General features: G+C 71.9%; 12 protein-coding genes. 3 read left to right on the top strand and 9 right to left on the bottom strand.

Features of this window, described 5'->3' with window-relative positions:
• Window positions 1-85: 85 nt before the first annotated feature.
• Both BJY18_RS03635 and BJY18_RS03630 read right to left on the bottom strand, forming a co-directional pair.
• Complete coding sequence (locus BJY18_RS03635) at window positions 86-1339, bottom strand: PucR family transcriptional regulator (RefSeq protein WP_184777639.1); 1254 nt, start codon at window positions 1337-1339, stop codon at window positions 86-88.
• 82 nt (window positions 1340-1421) lie between these two features.
• On the bottom strand, window positions 1422-2972 hold the full coding sequence (locus BJY18_RS03630; RefSeq protein ID WP_184777637.1) for a S53 family peptidase: 1551 nt from the start codon (window positions 2970-2972) through the stop codon (window positions 1422-1424).
• Window positions 2973-3135: 163 nt separating this feature from the next.
• On the opposite strand from BJY18_RS03630, the gene BJY18_RS03625 reads away from it, so the two are divergent.
• Window positions 3136-4338, top strand: a complete 1203-nt coding sequence (locus BJY18_RS03625) for an SGNH/GDSL hydrolase family protein (RefSeq protein ID WP_184777636.1) — start codon at window positions 3136-3138, stop codon at window positions 4336-4338.
• Here the strand turns inward: BJY18_RS03625 and BJY18_RS03620 are convergent.
• From BJY18_RS03620 to ligD, 3 genes are all read right to left on the bottom strand, one after another.
• Entirely contained in the window at window positions 4325-5632 is a 1308-nt protein-coding gene (locus tag BJY18_RS03620) for an MFS transporter (protein ID WP_184777634.1), read from the bottom strand. The genes BJY18_RS03625 and BJY18_RS03620 overlap by 14 nt on opposite strands.
• Window positions 5633-5723: 91 nt before the next feature.
• Entirely contained in the window at window positions 5724-10544 is a 4821-nt protein-coding gene (locus BJY18_RS03615) for an RHS repeat-associated core domain-containing protein (protein WP_184777632.1), read from the bottom strand.
• A 120-nt stretch (window positions 10545-10664) separates the two neighbouring features.
• Window positions 10665-11672: a non-homologous end-joining DNA ligase gene (ligD, locus tag BJY18_RS03610; RefSeq protein ID WP_184777630.1), complete on the bottom strand. Its 1008-nt coding sequence runs from the start codon at window positions 11670-11672 to the stop codon at window positions 10665-10667.
• 111 nt (window positions 11673-11783) lie between these two features.
• Here ligD and BJY18_RS03605 point away from each other — a divergent pair, with 111 nt between their 5' ends.
• Entirely contained in the window at window positions 11784-13067 is a 1284-nt protein-coding gene (locus BJY18_RS03605; RefSeq protein WP_246458760.1) for an ABC transporter substrate-binding protein, read from the top strand.
• A 21-nt stretch (window positions 13068-13088) separates the two neighbouring features.
• Complete coding sequence (locus BJY18_RS03600) at window positions 13089-13436, top strand: MmcQ/YjbR family DNA-binding protein (protein ID WP_184777628.1); 348 nt, start codon at window positions 13089-13091, stop codon at window positions 13434-13436.
• 584 nt (window positions 13437-14020) lie between these two features.
• On the opposite strand, the gene BJY18_RS03595 is transcribed toward BJY18_RS03600, so the two are convergent.
• From BJY18_RS03595 to BJY18_RS03580, 4 genes are read right to left on the bottom strand one after another with little or no spacing between them, the layout of a single operon-like run.
• The gene (locus BJY18_RS03595; RefSeq protein WP_184777626.1) at window positions 14021-14596 is read right to left on the bottom strand and encodes a YbaB/EbfC family nucleoid-associated protein; all 576 of its coding nucleotides are present in this window, start codon (window positions 14594-14596) and stop codon (window positions 14021-14023) included.
• Window positions 14597-14645: 49 nt separating this feature from the next.
• Window positions 14646-15014, bottom strand: coding sequence for a type VII secretion target (locus BJY18_RS03590; RefSeq protein WP_184777624.1), 369 nt, complete (start codon window positions 15012-15014; stop codon window positions 14646-14648).
• Between the two features lie 7 nt (window positions 15015-15021).
• A complete protein-coding gene (locus BJY18_RS03585; RefSeq protein ID WP_184777623.1) occupies window positions 15022-17019 on the bottom strand; it encodes a hypothetical protein in 1998 nt (665 codons plus the stop codon).
• Between the two features lie 13 nt (window positions 17020-17032).
• Complete coding sequence (locus tag BJY18_RS03580; protein WP_246458758.1) at window positions 17033-17500, bottom strand: hypothetical protein; 468 nt, start codon at window positions 17498-17500, stop codon at window positions 17033-17035.
• Between the last annotated feature and the right edge of the window lie 28 nt (window positions 17501-17528).

Here is a 17528-nt window from a genome sequence, read left to right as displayed (position 1 = left end):
ACACAGCTCGTCCCGGTGCCACCATGCCCCGGTTGCCTACGTTTGGCCTAACGCGGCTGTGCACCGCGCACAACCGTTCACACGATCAGGGGACACGGCGGGGCGGCAGGAACGGCAGCGCACGCACGACGAGGGCCAGCTCCAGCGGGATGTCCCCACCCGCGACCGGATGCCCGGTGAGGGTTTCGATCCGGCGCATCCGGTTGAGCACCGTGTTGCGGTGGCAGTGCAGCTGCCGGGCCGAGCGGGTCGCGGATCCCCCGGTCCCGACCCAGACCGCGAGCGTTTCGAGCAGCAGCCTGCGCTCGTCGGCGGGCAGTTCGAGCAGGATGCCCAGCCACTTGGCGACGAGGGAACCGGTCAGCTCGGGCGAACTCAGCAGCAGCGCCTCGGGCAGCCGGTCGGCGAGCCGGACGACGGCGGACTCGCCGTCCGGCACGGTGCGCATGGCGAGCACCGACTGCCGGTGCGCGGTGTGCACCTCGGCGAGCCCGTCGACGACCAGCGACACGCCGACCGGCCCGGGAATCAGCGCGGCCACCGCGTCGGCCAGCCCGGCGAGATCGCGTGAGGGTACCGAAACCAGCCCCGCGAGCACGTCGGCGCGCACCTGCCAGGCCGAGGCGAAGCCGAGCGGGTCGAGCCGGTTCCCGAGTGCTTCGGTGAGATCTCCGGTGAACACGTGGCCGGCCGCCGCGACCGCCACGTACGGGCCGTCGACCGGCAGCCGGATCGTCCGGCTCGCCTCGTAGGCGAACGCCGCGTCGCTGCCGCGGCCCTGCAGCAGGCCTTCCCACAACGCGGCCCGGCGCTGCTCGTCCGCACGCACCAGCGCCCGTTCCGCCGCGTGGTAGGCGGCGGCGACCTGCGCCGAACTGGCGTCCACGACCTCCCAGACGCGGGTCGCGACGTCGAGCAGGTCCCCGGTGGCGGCCGCGCCCTCCGCGCGCGCCTGGTCGATCAGTGCCTGCCACACCAGCCGTCCGCCGAGCCGGAACGACCGCAGCACATCGTCCAGCGGCAGCCGCTGCCGGGCGCGACGCTCCCCCGTCGCCCGCGCCGCGTCGTAGTACCGCGCGACCTTCTCCGGTTCGAGCCCGCCGCCGTGGCCGACCAGCTGGAGCACGCGTTCGATGTTGTCGTGGCAGGAGGTGCGCAGATCCTGGCCGGGCACCACGTTCAGCAGCCGGTAGCCGGGATTCTGCTCGTTGATGACCGCGACCAGAGTGTCGGCCAGCTCGTCGACGCGGGTGAGCAGGCCGCGGGCCAGTGCCTCGGCGGGGGCCGCGTCGTGCCCGCTCCCGCCCCGCCCGGCGCCACCACCGCCCAACTCCACCACCGCCTCGCCTCCGCCGGCGTCCCGGTGCGCCGCTGGACCGCAGCGAGTATCCCTCCCGGCACGGCGTCCACTTCGGACGGGGTCAGTCCTGCCCGCCGCCGAGGATCCGGCTCAGCGCGGCGCCGTCGGGCACGCCCAGCCCGGTGCAGGCGTCCCAGCCGGCGGCCGCCGAGTAGGCGCCGTTGCCGCCTTCGGTGATGTCGCGCAGACCCGGCTGCGGCTTGCCCGCGCCCGCCCCGGTGTAGAGCTTGGTGTGCACGAGGCCGAACCCGTGCCCCGCCTGCTGCGCGAACCGGCTGAGCAGCGCCGCCCACAGCGGCGCGACCGCGCTCGTGCCACCGACCACGGTCTGCTGCCCGGCCACGAGGACCTGGTAGCCGGTCGCCGGATCGGCGTTGCCGGCCACGTCGGGCACCCCGCGGCCGGCGGCGCCGCCCCCGGCGCGGGCCGGTACGCCGGCTGCCTTCTGGAAGTCCGGCAGGCCGAACGCGTCGCTCACCCCGCCGCCGGTCGACCCGCCGCCGGAGGTGTTCCACACCGTTTCGGCGGTGACCGTCGAGGGCGGGGTCCCCTCCAGCCGGGTGCCGCCGCAGGCGAGCGCGTGCGGGCTCGACGCCGGGAAGTCCACGTGCTGGGCGCCGTCGTTCTGCCCGTCGGTGCTGCCGTTGTCACCGGAGGCGGTGCACACCGTCACGCCGAGCGCGACCGCGTCGGCGAAGGCCTGGTCCATCGCGGTGCGGGCCTGCTCGGTCCACTGGTCCTCGGACTGGCCCCAGCTGATGCTCACCGCGACCGGCGCCGGGCTGGCGTGCACCGCCGTGCTCACCGCGTCGAGAAAGCCCTGGTCGGTGTTCGGCGCGAAGTAGACGATCTGGGCGGCGCCGGGGGCGAGCGCGCCGACCACCTCGATGTCGAGCGCCACTTCCCCGTCCGCGGAGTTCGGGTCGCCGGTCGGCGCGTTCTTGGCGCCGTCGACCTCGGCCGCGGTCACCTTCGGCTCCGGGATCTTCAACCCGGCGAAGTAGTTCTTCAGGTCCTCCGGCCGGTAGCCGCCGCCGAGCTCGATGATCGCTACGGTCTGGCCGCTGCCGTCCGTACCGGCCGGGAACCCGTACAGCGCACCGACTTCGTCGGGCCGGTAGCCCTTCGCGTCGGCTTCGGCGTGGAGCCGGAACTGCGCCCGCGTCTGCGGACGTTCGTCGAGTCCGAGCACCGCGACCACGACGTCGGAGAGTTCACCGGGCACCTGCAGTTCGCCGGTCCGCGCGGCGAACTCCCCGGACTGCTCGCCCCGCACCCGGTTCAGCTCGGTGCCGAAGATCGCGGCCATCGCACGGGACGGCCCGCGCACCGATACCCGCCGGGAACCGGCGTGCGTGCCGGTGACGGTGAGCCCGGCGTCGGTCAGCACGGTGCGCACGAGGTCGAGGTCGTCGGTGCTCGCACCGTACTGGTCCGCGAAGTCCCCGGCGCTCAGCGGAGCTTCGAGCGAAGTCACGTCGAGCTCCGCTCGCCGCCGCAGGACGAGGGTCGCGGTGATCGTGGCGTCCGGATCGACCGGGCCGAGCACTTCGACCCCGGAAAGTTCCGGACGGTGGCTGCCGGAGAGGGAAAAGCGCTGCGGTTCGGTCATACCTGGTCAAGTACCCCCGGCGGGCACCGGCGACACCGGCCGTCCGGGCGACTCGCCGATCACCCGGACGCCGCGCTCCGGCACCGGCTGTCCAGCGTTTTGTCCGCCACGCTCACCTGGACAGCGGTCACCGTGCGGCATCGGGTGGACGCACAGTGTCGGGATGAGACGGATACTGGCCCTCGGGGCGGCGGTCGTGGCCACCCTCGGCGCGCTCACCACGGCGAGCACCGCGCAGGTGCCGCGCACCCCGGACGGCTGGGTCGGCACCTGGGCGGCGGCCCCGGCGACCGGCGTCGCGGACACCCCGCAGGGCTATCCGAACTACTCGATCCGCAACGTCGTGCACACCAGTACCGCCGGCGCCAAGGCACGAATCCGGTTGTCGAACGCCTTCGGCACCACGCCGCTGGTCTTCGGGCACGTGACGATCGCGCTGGCGGCCGGTCCCGGCACCCCGCGGGCAGCGGCCGGGACGATGCGCCCGCTGACCTTCGGCGGGCAGCCGTCGGTGGTCGTGCCCGCCGGCGCCGAGGTGCAGAGCGATCCGGCTCAGCTGCGCGTGCCCGCGGACGCGGACCTGCTCGTCACCACCTTCGTGCCCAGCCCGTCCGGGCCGGTGACCTACCACCCGTCGGCGGCGCAGACGTCGTTCTTCACCCGCAACGGCGATTTCGCCGCCGAGGAGTCCGGGACGTCGTTCACCGAGCAGACCACCTCCTGGCACTACCTGACCGAGGTCGACGTCGAGGGCACCGCGCCGGGCGCCATCGTCGCGTTCGGCGACTCCATCACCGACGGCACCGGCTCCACCCTCGGCGCGAACCACCGCTGGCCCGACCTGCTCAGCGACCGGCTGCACGGCACGTACGGGGTGCTCAACGCCGGCATCGGCGGCAACCGGCTGCTGCTCGACGTGCCCGGTTCTCCCTACGGCCGCAACGCGCTGGCCCGGTTCGCCGACGACGTGCTGAGCGTCGGCGGGGTGCGCACCCTGATCGTGTTCGAGGGCATCAACGACATCCAGCAGGATCCGCACCAGACCGATCCGGCGTTGCTGATCTCCGCGCAGCGCCAACTCATCGCCCAGGCCAAGGCGCACGGGATCCGCGTGCTGGGCGGCACCGTCACGCCCTTCAAGGGCTGGCGGGCCTACACCGAACCGCTCGAACAGACCCGGCAGGCGCTGAACCAGTTCATCCGCACCGGCGGTGCCTACGACGGCGTGATCGACTTCGACGCGGCGATCCGCGATCCCGCCGACCCGCACGCCATGCTCCCCGCCTACGACTCGGGCGACCACTTGCACCCGAACGACGCCGGCTACCAGAAGATGGCCGCGGCGGTGGACCTCAGCCGGCTGTGACGTCGCTTGCCACGCCGGCCTGAGGCCGGCGTGGCAGCGCCAGCACGGCCAGCAGGCTGAGCACGCCCACGCCGACCATGTAGAGCGACACCGACATCGAAGTCCCGGTGGCGCCCTGCAGCGCGGTTGCGATCAGCGGCGCGAAACCACCGCCCAGCACCGCGCCGATGGCGTAGGCGAAGGACGCGCCGCTGTAGCGGAACCGCGGTTCGAACAGCTCCGCGAACAACGCCGACTGCGGTCCGTAGGTCGCACCGAGGCCGAGGTTCAGCACCACCACCGCGACCAGCAGCAGCCACGCCTGTTTCGTGTCCACCAGCAGGAAGAACGGAATGGACCAGACCACCAGCAGCACGGATCCGGCGAGGTAGACGGGTTTGCGCCCGGCCGCGTCGGACCAGATCGCCGAGCCGACGATGCTCGCCAGCCACACCACACTGCCCACGATCACCACGACGAGCATGGTGGTGCTGGACAGCTTGAGCACCGACGTGCCGTAGGAAAGCAGGTAGGCGAAGAAGATATAGCCCATCGCGGTGTTCGCGATGAAGCTGACCGAGGCGATCACCACCTGCCACGGCCGCGACCGCAGCACCTCGACGATCGGCAGCCTGCTGCGCGTGTCCTGGCTCCGCAGCTGTGCGAACACCGGGCTTTCCTCGACCCGCAGCCGGATCACCAGCCCGACCACGACGAGCACCAGGCTGACCAGGAACGGCACCCGCCAGCCCCAGGACCGGAACTCCTCCGGCGTGAGCGCGGAGTTCACCGCGAAGAACACCAGCTGCGCCAGGATCAGCCCGGCCGGCACGCCGATCTGCGAGAACGAACCGAACCGGCCGCGACGGCCGGGCGGCGCGTGTTCGACCGCCATCAGCGCCGCCCCGCCCCATTCGCCGCCGGCGGAAACCCCTTGCAACACACGGAGAACGACGAGCAGCACCGGAGCGGTGACCCCGGCCTGCGCGTAGGTCGGCAGCACGCCGACCCCCGCGGTCGCGATGCCCATCAGCAGCAACGAGGCGACCAGCATCGCCTTGCGCCCGACCCGGTCGCCGAAATGCCCCCAGACGATCCCGCCGAGCGGCCGCGCGACGAACCCGACCCCGAGCGTCGCGAACGCCGCGAGCGTGCCCGAGGCCGGGGAAAGGTCGGGGAAGAACGCCTTGTTGAACACCAACGCGGTGGCCGTGCTGAACGCGAAGTAGTCGTACCACTCGATGGTCGTGCCGACCGCGCTCGCCAGCGCCACCCGCCGGACCCGGCCCCTGGTGTCCTGCTCCTGGTCGAGCACGCCTGCCTCCCCCACGTCCGCGAACCGGCGGTCGATGATGGCACGCCGGCCCGCCGCCGTCGAGAGCCGGACGGCGGGCTCGGCGGCGGCGTCAGCTCGGCCGGTCGTTCGGCCGGTTCAGCAGGGCCAGCTCGTTGTCCGGATTGTCGCCGGTGGTGCGGTAGGTATTGCTCTTGGTTCCCCAGTTCTTCGCCAGTCCCTCCCGGTCCGTGCCGACCGTGACGTCCCGGTCGTGCAGGAGATCCTGACCCACGGACTTGCCGTAATGGTTGGAACGGCCGCCTTCGGCGACGGTCGCGGCGAGCGTCTTCATGGCGCCCACCTCGCCCTTGCTGCTCTCCATCATGGTGCTCACCGCACCACTGAGGTCCTTGGGATGGATCTTCATGTTCGGCAGGTCCTTGTAGGTCAGCGTTTCGTCCGGATGGAACGGTTTCGACACCGCGCCCGGCGCGACCTGGCTCGGGTTCACCTCGGCCACGTGGTGGATCTCGTCCGGGGTACCGTCGCTGCCCTTCTTGACATAGCCCACGATATAGCCGTTGGCCTTGTCCACGACCAGCTTCAGATCGTCCTTTTCCCCGTAGGCCAGCTTGCCCACCCCGACCGTGGTCCAGCTCTCGTTCAGGTTGCCGCCCAGCTGATGCGGACTGTTTTCCTTGGTCCAGCCCAGTGCGGCCCGGTAGTCCCCGACCGCCTCGGCGTAGGCCTTGGCGTCGCACAGGGCCAGTCCGAGCGGGTCGGTCCACGCGGTGGGGTTGGGCACGTAGTTCCGGGAGTTCGGCCCGGGCACCAGGCCCAGCCGGTCGTGCGTCGCGTAGCGACCGGTCGCCGGGTCGTAGTACCGGTGGAAGTTCTGGTACAGCCCGGTTTCCGGATCGTGGTACTGCCCGGGGAAGCGCAGCGGGGTGGACGTCTCGCCCGCACTCGCCGGCGTGGTGCCCCACAGCGTCGAGCGGACCTGGTGGCCGAGCACGCCGTCGGCGTCCACGAGTTCGGCCGGCGCGCCGACCAGATCGGTCACGATCGCGTGGAACCGCTGGTCCACCCACCCCGGTGAGCCGGGCGCGGCGGTGCGCTCGGTCTGCCCGAGCACCCGCATCCCGTCCGGCGACCAGTCCCACACGAGCGCGTGCCACCGATCGCTGATCTGCTCGACGAGATCGGTCCCGTCCCAGCAGAACCACACCTCCTCGACGACCCGGTCGTTCCCCCCGAGCCGCTGCTTGGCCACCCGGCGGCCGAGGCCGTCGTGCAGGTAGCGCCAGGACGCGCCGTCCGGGGTCAGCACGCCGGTCAGCCGGTCCTCGGCATCCCAGGTGTAAGCCCACACGTCGAACACCCCCGGCGCCCGTTCCACCCTCCGCCGCACGATCCGGCCCTCGCCGTCGTGCCGGTACCGCACGTTCCCGGCCCGCTCCAGCAGCGTGCCGGAGTACTCGCGAGTGCCCTGCGACTGCTGCGTGGCCCAGGTTTCCGCGTTCGTCGCGAGGACCCGCGGCCAGAAGGCCTGCAGGAGATCCCCGGTCGGCGCGTAGGCGTACTGCTCGGACCAGCCGGGTCCGCGCACCGCGGTGACCCGCCCGGTGACGTCCAGGTCGAACTGCCGGGGCCCGTTCAGCCGGTCCTGTACACCGGTGAGGAACCCGTCCTCGCGGTATTCGTAGCCGCGCTGCTGCAGCACCCGGCCCGGGCCGGCCTCGAGAGTCTGCCCGCGCAGCTGGTGCGTCTCGTCCCAGACCTGGGTCAGCCGGACCGACTGCCCCAGCTGGCGCTGGACTTCGCGGCCCGCGGCGTCGTAGCCGAACCGGAGCAACCCGCTGCCGGTGCGCAGGGAAAGCGGCCGCCCGCGCTGGTCGTACTGCCAGGTGCTTTCCGCACCGGACGGGGTACGCCGCCAGATCCGGTTGCCCGCCGCGTCATAGCGCGAGGCGAGTACCCGGCCGTTCACCGATTCCGACAGCACCCGGCCGGCCGCGTCGTAGCCGATCCGGAGATCGGTGTGCGGGGTGACCGCGCGGACGACGCGGCCCGCCCGGTCGTACTCATAGCCGGTGCGCACCCCGTCGCTGTCCCGCTCCACGATCCGGCCGAGCACGTCCCGCACCAGCCGGACGGTCTGGCCCGCGCCGTTGGTGTAGCCGGCCAGGTCGCCGGCGGCGTCGTAGCGGAAAGTGGTGGTCCGGCCGTCGTAGTCGGTCTCCTCAGCCAGTCTGCCCGCCGGGTCGAAGACGTAGCGCCAGACCCGTCCCTGCTCGTTGGTCACGGAGGTGAGCCGCAGTTCGGTGTCGTAGCCGAAAGTGAGCGTGGCACCGTCCGGCCCGGTGCGCGACACCGGCAGGTCGAAGTGCGCGATCTCGGTACGAGTCGTCGCCTCCCCGTCCTCGGCCCGGCGGAGGTTGCCCTCGCCGTCGTACGAGCGAAGCTGCCTGCTGCCGTCCGGCAGCACCCGCTCGACCAGCGTGCCCTCGACGCTCCAGGCCAGCTGCGTGTGCCCACCGAGCGGATCGATGATCTCCTCAGGGCGGCCGAGCGGGTCGTAGCGGTAGCGGGTCACCGCGCCGAGCGGATCGGTCACCGCGACCGGCAGCCCGGCCGCGTCGTGCTCGAACCGGGTGGTGCGGCCGAGCGCATCGGTCACCGAGGTGGTGCGGCCCCGCTCGTCCCGCGCGTAGCCGGTGCGCGATCCGGCCGGGTCGATCTCCGCGGTGCGCACGCCGGCGGGCGAGTACTCCCACCGCCACACACCGCCGTCGTAATCCACCCTGGTGACGGGAGCGCCGAAGTCGTTGTACTCGGTGACCGACCGGTTTCCGTCCGGCCGGACCGTCTCGACGAGCCGGCCCGCCTCGTCGTAGGTGTGCCGGGTGGTCCGCCCGAGCGGGTCGGTGCGGGAGAGCAGCAGGCCGGTCTCATCCCAGCTGGACCGGACCGTGTTGCCGAGCGGATCGGTGTGCCGGAGCACCCGAAAGTCCTCCCCCAGCTCGAAAATGCTGACGTGGCCGAGGGAATCGGTGACCCGGGTGACGAGGTTCTCCCGGTCGTAGTCGAAGTGGTAGCTGAGGTAACCGCCCGCGCCCTCGGTCTGCACGCACCGGCCCTCGGCGTCGTAGCGGTAGCGGTAGGACATGCCGTTGCGATCTTCCCAGCCGAGGAGGTACCCGTCGGCGTCGTAGCGGAACCGCTGCGCCAGGCCCGAGGAGTTGACCACCTCGGTGAGCCGGCGCCGCCCGTCGTAGCCGAAGGTCACCAGCGGCGGCTCGACCTCACCGGTGCGCAGGCGGAACTGCCGGATCAGGCCGTCCTCGGTGTCGATCGCCAGCTGGTAGCCGGCCGAGTGCACGATGCCCACCGGGGTGCCGTCCTCGGCACGCTGGAAATCGATCTGGTGCCCGTCGCCGTCGGTCACGCCGCTGATCGGCAGCCGGCCGGAACCGTCGTCCACGAAGTGCAGCATCCGGCCGGAGTCGCTCCGGCTGATCGCGAAGCCCCGGTCGGTCCGCCGCAGCGGCCACCGCGGCCCGGACACCGGCTGCACCGCGGCTCCCGCTTCCGGCAGCACCGGATAACGGAGCAGGATGCCGTCCTCACCGGCGAAGTGCACCCCGTCCGGCGCGATCTCGATCCGCTGGTCCACGGTGCACGCCCAGCCGGTGCCGAACGACCGGCCGAGCCGATAGGTGGACAGGTGGGTGCGGGAGAGCACCAGCGGGAGCACACCGGCCAGCTCGACGTCGACCTGGCCGAGGATCATCTGCCCGGTGGCGATGTCGATCGGATCGCCGCAGCCGTCCCGCTCGACCGCCTCCTTGTCGTCGGCGCGCGGGCGGTCGTTCTCGGTGTCGATCGAGCGATCCTGGTCCGCCGGGTCCTTCCCGGCACCGGCGCCCCCGCCCTCCCGCTCCGGAGGCGGCGATCCGGCCGGCTTGTCCGCGGGAGGATCGGACTTGCCGGACGGATCGGCCGGCTCGTCCTTCGGCTTCTCCTTCGGCGGCCCGTCGGCGCCCGCGGTGCCGGTCGAGTCGTCCTTGTCTTTGTCCTTCGGCGGCTCTCCCTTGTCCTTCGGCGGCGAGCCGCCGTCCCCGGACGGCTTGGTGGAGTCCCCGCCCGGCTTGCCCTTCGGCGTCTCGACCTCGGGCTTGGGTGACGGCTTCGCCTTGCCGCCCTTGATGCCCTTCAACGCCTTCCCGGCGTCCTCGAACAGCCCGCCGACCTTCTTCAGCAGCGGCATCAACGCCTTGAGCGCCTTGACCAGCTTCGTGGTGACCTGGGTGATCTTCGACGCGGTCTTGGCCACCGCCGACACCACCTGCGGCACCACCCACGTCATCCCGATCCCCAGCGTGAACACCACCTGCAACGCCCAGGAAATCAAGTGCCCGACCAAGTCGGCGATCGTGTCCCGCACCAGCGACCGCACCGCGGCCACGATCTCACCGGCGGTCTGCACGCCACTGGCCGCGCCTTCGGAACCCTTCTGGGCGCTGGCGATCAGCTTCCCGGTGTCATCGGCCTGCTTGCGATACGCGTCGGCGGCATCGCCTTTCCAGTCCTGCAGATCCTTCTTGACCAACTCGGTCAACTCGGCCGAAACACTCTCCAGCTCCTTCGCGACGTTGGTCCAGGTCTCCGCCTGCGCCTGGATCTCGTCCGCGTTGCCGGTCAGTGCGTCGAGTGCTTCCTTGAGCGGACCGACATGCTCCATCAACCAGCCGACCCCGGCCGCGAAAATCGCGCCGAACGGATCCATCACCGCCGTCAGCACATCCAGCGCGGTACCCACCGCGCCGATCGCGACCGCCGCCCAGTTCTTGCTCTCGATCGCGTCCTTCAGCCCCGTCGCATCCTCCAGCAACGGAACCCCGGCCACCGCTGAGGTCTCCTTCGGCTGGGCAATCAACGGATTGGACATTCGGCGAACTGCTCCCCACACCTACCACCCGGACCGGACACCGGAAAGCTAGCAGCCGCCGCCGGACCGCGGGCCCGAGCGCGGAAACGGTGCGCACCAGAGCCATCAGGCCTGCCTGATTCACCAGGACGGAGCAAGCACCTCGGCCGGACGGCGATCCGGGCGCAGGCCGCGCCAGGCGGTGTGCCGGAGCCGCCCGTCGCCCGGGGTCAGGCGGCGGTAGACGACCTCGCCGACGGTCTCCGGGGACAGCCAGTGGGCGTCGCGGGCCCGGTCGCGCGGGACCTCGCCGGCGAACGGGCTTGTGCGCTGTTCCAGCGGGGCCAGCTGGGTGCGCAGATCGTGCAGCACCGCGTCGGTGAAGCCGGTGCCGACGTCACCGAGGTAGCGCAGGTCGCCGGTCTCCCGGTCGTACGCGCCGAGCAGCAGGGCGCCGATGGTGCCCTGCCGGCGGCCGCGGCCCGGGCGCCAGCCGCCGACGATCACCTCGGTGGTCTGGATCAACGGATGTTTCAGCCACTCCGGACTGCGCCGGCCGGGGTGGTACTTCGAGGTGCGGGCCTTCACCACCAGGCCTTCCAGCATCATCTTCCGGGCCACGTCGAGCAGCCCGGCCGGGGTCAGGTCCTGCTCGGCGAGGTCGGCGTGGCGGTAGGACGGGGTGATCGCCACCAGCCGCGGGTCCGGCGGCTCGATCTCCGCGAGGATGTCCCGGCGTTCGTCGAAGCCGGCGCCGAGCAGGTTCCGGCGGCCGAGCTTCAGCACGTCGAACGCGAAGTACGCGATCGCGCGCCGGTGGCGTCCGACGTTCTGCAGCAGGCCGAAGTCCGGGCGGCCGTGCTCGTCGAGGGCGACGATCTCGCCGTCCAACACCGCCGCGCGCCCGCCGAGCGCGTCGCCGAGCGCGCCGGACAGCTCCGGGAACCTGGCGGTGAAGTCGTTGGCGTTCCGGCTGGTCAGCACCGTTTCGCCGGAGGGCGCGATCCGCATGATCGCGCGATAGCCGTCCCATTTGAACTCGTAGGCGTAAGACGGGTCGTCGCGCAGCGTGCCCCCGTCCGGGCTCGCGAGCATCGGCTCGATCGCGGCCGGCACCCCGGACCGGCCGCCACGCGCTTCTCCGGGCATCGGCCACCTCCGGGGCCCACGGTAGGCCGTGCGGGCGCGTTCCGCTCCGGACGCTTGACGATGGCGGCACCGAGGGCGACCATGTGCGCCACCCGGCCCGCGGGAGGAACGATGAAGACACGGTCGCTGCTCCCCGCCCTCGTTCTCGCCGCGGCGGCGCTGACCGGCTGCTCCGCGCAGCAGGGCACCACGATCAACCTGTACATCTCCCCGGAGGATCACCTCCAGACGGTGGTGGACCGCTGCACCGAGCAGGCCCACGGGCGTTACCGGATCGTGTACCACAAGCTGCCGCGCGGCGCGGACGGCCAACGCGAGCAGATGGCGCGCCGGCTCGCCGCCGGCGACGGCGCGATGGACGTGCTCGGACTCGATGTGACGTGGGTGCCCGAGTTCGCCGAGGCGGGCTGGATCGAACCGTGGACCGGCGCGGACGAGGCCGCCGCGACCAGGGATGTGCTTCCCGCGCCGTTGGCGACCGCCCGCTGGCAGGGGAAGCTCTACGGCGCCACGAAGAACACCAACGTCCAGCTGCTCTGGTACGACGACCGCGTGACGCCCCGGCCACCGCGGTCGTTCGACGAGATGATGGACCGGGCCCGGCAGCTGAAGGCGGGCGGCGAACCGTACGAGATCGTCTTCACCGGGGCGCAGTACGAGGGACTGGTGGTCTTCTACAACACCCTGGTCGCCTCGGCCGGCGGGCACATCCTGTCCGACGACGGGAAATCCGTCGTCCTGGACGACGGCGCGGTCCGGGCGCTGGCGCTGCTGAAGACGCTGACCTCGTCCGGGATCACCGATCCTTCCCTGACGAACCAGAAAGAGGACGAGGTGAGCCGGGCGTTCCAGCGCGGGCAGGCGGCGTTCGAGCTGAACTGGCCGTTCGTCTACGCCGCCTACGCGCAGGAGCGCCCGCGGGATCTGGCGCATCTGCGGTGGGCGCCGTATCCGTCGGTGGTGCCCGGACGCCCGAGCCGGGTCACCATCGGCGGGTACCACCTGGCGGTCAGCAGCTATTCCCCGCATCGGCGGGAGGCCTTCGAGGCCGCGCTGTGCCTGCGTTCCCCGGCGAGCCAGAAGTACCAGGCACTCGTGGACGGTCTCCCGCCGAGCCTCGCGCCGGTGTACCGCGACCCGGCACCGCTCGACCCGGCGCGCCCGGCGGATCCGGCCGGGAATCCCACCATGGCTCAGCGCTATCCGATGCGGGACGACATCCTGGCCGCGCTGCGCGACGCCGCGGTCCGGCCGCTCACCCCGGCCTACCAGAATCTGTCCACTGTGGTCTCGAAGGTGCTTTCGCCGCCCGATGGGATCGATCCCGCGGCCACCGCCGCCGAACTGCGCGAACGGCTCACCGACGCGCTGAACTCGCGGGGCGTCATCCCCTGAGCGCCGCCGTAGGATGGGCGGGTGCCGAGCACGAGCACCGATTTCGAACGGATCATCACCGCACTGCGCGAGGTCGAGCGCGGCAGCGGCCGGGACTACACCTCGTTCAGCGTGCGGGGCAAGCGGTTCGGCTACCACTGGCCGCGCACCGACACGGTCGGGCTGAAGCAGACGATCACCGAACAGCAGGCGCTGGTGGCCGAGCGCCCGGAGGTGTTCGAGGAACAGTTCACCGCGGGCGGTTTCGGCTGGGTGGTGGTCCACCTGCCCGGCGTCGACGCGGACGAACTGGCCGAACTGGTCTACGAGGCCTGGCGGCTGTCGGCGCCCGAGGACCTGGCGACCGAGGTTTCGCTGCCACGGCTGTGATACCGGCCGAGTCCACTGTGGACCGGCAGGTTCTCGCCGGTTGAAAGGTCTTCTTCGCGGAGCCTGACCCGCGCGGGCGGCTTCCCCAGCGCACCCGGGTCAGCGCGGACGCCGGTGCACTTCCCGGCTGGGCCGAGGTGCACCGGCTGGCCGAAGCGAGCCGCTGGGCCCGGGTGGGCCAGCCAGGGCCACAGCGCACCCACCCGGCCCAGTCGCACACGGTTGGGCCGAGGTGGGCGGGCCAGGGCCGAGGTACACCGGCTGCGCCGTGGTGGGCCCACTGGGCCAAGGCACACCGTTGAGCCAAAGCACACCCGACGGGCCGGAGCACACCCGCTGGGCCCGAGGTGGGCCAGCCAGGGCCACAGCGCACCCACCCGGCCGAGGCACACATGGCTGGTCCGCGGTGAGCCCGCTGGGCCGCAGCGCACACCGCTAGGCCAAGGCACACCAGTTGAGCCGAAGCGCACTCGACGGGCCGCGGTGCGCCCGCCGGACCGAGGTGGACCAGCCAGCGCCAGCGCGCACCAGCCGGACCGAGGCGGACCGGCCAGTGCCGCAGTGCGTCCGGCTGGTACCGACGGTCACCAGGGGTTGTTGTCCTGCTCCTCCGGGTCGACGCCACCGGGCCGTCGCGGCGGGGGGCCGCCGGCGGGCGGCGGGCTCGGCGGTGGGGTCGCCGCGGCGCCACCCGAGAGGGGCGGGGTCGGGGCGGGTGGTTCCGGCGAGGTGTCGTCGTCCTCGTCCTGCGGCTCTTCCGGATCGGGGAAGCGGCCGCGCAGCGAGTCGAGCAGGACGGTGCGGGTCTCCTCGTCCTCGTCGCCCAGTTGCTCGCTCATCACCTCGGCGACCTGCTCGGTGATGCCCGCCTGGGCCCGGCGCATCGTGGCGAGCACCATCCGGGCCAGCTCCTCGGGCGGGATCGTCCGGGTCCGGGAGCTGAAGACCAGGTCCGACACCACCCCGTCGGCCCCGACGGTGACCGACACCGTGCCGTCCGGGCTGGACGCGGTGAGCCGCAGCCGTTCGGTCTCCTCCTGGGCCGCCGCGTACCGCTCCGCCTTGCGCGCGAACCCGGCCGCCCACTCGTCCATCCGCCGGATCGCCTCGTCGGGGTCGCTCATCAGGTCACCCAGGCCGCCGCCGCCCGCTCCGGTCATGCTTGTCGTTCTCCTCGATTGCTCCTGACTCCCGTGCCGGAGCCGGGGGTCATGCGTTTTCCTGCTGCGCCCGGCCGGCCTTCTGGAAGCCTTCCAGCGGGCCGTCCGAGGCGAGCACCTTCTGGAAGGGCTGGGCCTGCGCGTCGTCACCGTCCTGATAGGACTTCGCCGCGGTACGCACGTTGTCCGCCGTCGACTGCACGCCCTCGGCCGCCGAGTCGATGGCCTCCTTCGCCTTCTCGCCGGTCGGGTTGATGATCGGCGGAAGGAACGCGCACAACAACCCGTACGCGTCGTCGGACATCGCGTAGTCGGCCGCCTGCTGCGCGTTGTGCAGGCGATCGACCAGCGCCTCGACGTGACTCGCGTGGGCCGTCAGCTCGTCCGCATGGACCTCGAACTGTCCCTGTCCGGCCATAGTCCACTCACTTCCAGTCCGTGTTCTTCCAGTCGCCGATCACCGGCGGTGCGACGACCTCGTCCGCGGAGAAGAACGACGGATCGTCCGACTCGACGTAATCGGCGATCTTGTGCTCCTTGTCCTCCGGCCCCTTGCCGCCCTTGTTGCCGGCGCCCATACCGCCCATGCCCGGGCTGCCGGCCGCGCCCTTGGCGCCCGCGCCAGCGCCGGCACCGCGGCCACCCAGCTGCTCCTCGGGAGTGCCCTGCCCGCCGGCACCGGTCGCCGGACCGCCGCCGAGCGAACCGCCCTTGCCGCCACCGAGACCGCCGCCACCGCCGAGGGAACCCCCGCCGGCGCCGCCGAGACCGCCACTGCCTCCGCCGCCGAGCCGGCTGCCGATGCTTTCGCCGTTGATCCCGCCACCCTTGCCGATGGTCGGGGTCTTGCCATTCGGGCCGCCGAGCGAGTCACCGGGCGGGAGCTTGATCGGCGGGATCTTCGGCGGGTTGCTGCTGTAGGGGTTCTTGATCGAGGGGTTGCCGCCCGGGTTGGTGCCGATCGGGCTGCCCGGCGGGAGGTTGATGTTGCCGGGGTTGTACGGCTGGCCGCTGGGGCCGTTACTGCCGGGCCCCGGAGGCAGGTTGACGTTGCCCGGGTTGTACGGCTGGCCCGTGCCCGGGATGTCCGGGATCGGTGGCGGTGTGTAGCCCGAGGTCTTGGTCGTGCCCGGGTCGCTGCCCGGAGGCAGGTTGATGTTGCCGGGGTTGTACGGCTGGCCGCCACCGCCCGGACCGCCACCGCTACTGCCCGGGGGCAGGTCGATGCCGCCCGGGTTGTACGGCTGGCCGCCGCCACCCGGACCGCCACCGCTGCCCGGGGGCAGGTCCAGCCCCTCCGGGTTGACGGCCTGGCCGTCACCGGGACCACCGGTGCTGCCCGGCGGCAGGTCCGACCCACCCGGGCCACCACCCGTGCCGCCGGGGCCGCCACCCGGGACGCTGCCGTCCGGCGAGCCGCCGGAGCCCGGACTCCCCTGCGAGAACGGGGTCAAGCCGGTCGGGTCCATGCCCTTGTGCGCCTTGGTGAGCACATCGCCGCGCCCCCCGGTGGCGCCGCCGCCGGACGCGCCGCCACCGGACTGGCTGGCCAGCTTCGGCGGGGCCGCGAACCGCGGGGTCTGCACCGCGGACCCGACCGTATCGTCGTAGCGCGACATGATCTGGGCCGCCTGGCCCTGCGCGGCCTGCTGCTCCCGGTAGCTGCTGATCGCCTGCGTCGCCTGCTTGGCGTACTCGATCGGGTCGGTGATCGTCTGCAGGTGGGCGTTCGCCTGCTGCACGGAGAAGTTCACCGGCGGGTTCGCCGCCATGGCCTTCTGCGTCTCGTTCAGGGACTGGGAGTGGATCTCCTGCTGACGGCCGGACAGGGTCGCGCCCTGGGCGGTGGTGCCGAGCCACTTGCCGACGTTCGCGAGGTGCTCACGGGCCGCGTCGCCGCCGCCGCCCTTCCAGTTGGCACTGCTGGCGTTGATCGCGTCGGCGAGGTTCTGCTGGTGCCCGGCCAGCTCGTTGCCGACCTTCACCCACTCCTCGGACGATTCGGCGACCGTGGCCGGGTCCGCGTCCTCGGTGATGACCTTGACCATCTGCTCGTGCGTGGCGTTGTCCCACTGGGTCTTCGGCGCGGTACCCGGGTCCCGCATGTCCAGGCCGTCCTGCAGGCCGTCCTTGGACTCCTCGAGCTTGCGCTCGTACATCTTCTGGCCGAGGGCCTCCTTCACCGAAGGCGGGAGGTTGACCCCGAACCAGCCGAGCATGAGCGACTGGATGTCGACCGTCTGGTTCGCCTGTTCGCGGATGTCGTCGCCGGAGAGCACGTCGTCCGACGTGATCGGGCCGACGTAGTACTTCGACGACGAGTCCGCCGTCATCTCGTAGTACGGGCTCTGCGGGTCGTAGTCCGGCGAGGACGGGTCGGACACGTCCTCCGTCGACGGCTTCTTGTCGGTGTCTGCAGCCACGGAAAGCCCTTCCTCAGTGCGCTTCAGGGGCGTCCGGCAGGCGGCGGAACGTGTCCTGCGCGTCCTGCTCCCGCTCGTGGTAGTTCTTCTTGGCGAGCTTGATCGCCTCGACGTAGGTCGGGAACTCGTCCCGCGCCGCCTGCAGCTGGGTGAGCAGCCCGTGCGAATCGCTCGCGGTGGCCAGCATGTGCCCGCCCACCCAGCGCCCGGCCGCGGACTGCGACATCGCCGGCAGGGTGCCGAGCTTCTGCAGCGCGTCCCAGCGCGCCTGCAGCGAGTCGACCACGCCCTCGAGCGCGGCGATCATCTTGTCGCCGGTGGAGTCGTCCACCGCGAAGGAGCCCGTCTTGGCCATGTCCCTGAGCTTCGTGCCCGACAGCATCGGCTGCAGCCGCTGCTTCACCGCCTCCGCCGGGTGCTCCTCGGTCACCACCGGCTCGCGGGGCTCGGTCACCCGCTTCGCCGGCACCTCGTCCGTCATCGGACCTTTCCTCCTCGTGCGTCCGCAA

This window comes from Amycolatopsis jiangsuensis (assembly GCF_014204865.1).
GTDB classification, from domain to species: domain Bacteria; phylum Actinomycetota; class Actinomycetes; order Mycobacteriales; family Pseudonocardiaceae; genus Amycolatopsis; species Amycolatopsis jiangsuensis.
Note: the sequence above shows the minus strand (reverse complement) of the source record. Positions and strands in the feature narration are given on the sequence as shown.

Bases quoted from the DNA above. Each gene is read 5' to 3' on its own strand.
- BJY18_RS03595 (WP_184777626.1), bottom strand. From the start codon at position 14,596: ATGACCGGAGCGGGCGGCGGCGGCCTGGGTGACCTGATGAGCGACCCC.
- BJY18_RS03625 (WP_184777636.1), top strand. From the start codon at position 3,136: ATGAGACGGATACTGGCCCTCGGGGCGGCGGTCGTGGCCACCCTCGGC.
- BJY18_RS03590 (WP_184777624.1), bottom strand. From the start codon at position 15,014: ATGGCCGGACAGGGACAGTTCGAGGTCCATGCGGACGAGCTGACGGCC.
- ligD (WP_184777630.1), bottom strand. From the start codon at position 11,672: ATGCCCGGAGAAGCGCGTGGCGGCCGGTCCGGGGTGCCGGCCGCGATC.
- BJY18_RS03605 (WP_246458760.1), top strand. From the start codon at position 11,784: ATGAAGACACGGTCGCTGCTCCCCGCCCTCGTTCTCGCCGCGGCGGCG.
- BJY18_RS03580 (WP_246458758.1), bottom strand. From the start codon at position 17,500: ATGACGGACGAGGTGCCGGCGAAGCGGGTGACCGAGCCCCGCGAGCCG.
- BJY18_RS03630 (WP_184777637.1), bottom strand. From the start codon at position 2,972: ATGACCGAACCGCAGCGCTTTTCCCTCTCCGGCAGCCACCGTCCGGAA.
- BJY18_RS03615 (WP_184777632.1), bottom strand. From the start codon at position 10,544: ATGTCCAATCCGTTGATTGCCCAGCCGAAGGAGACCTCAGCGGTGGCC.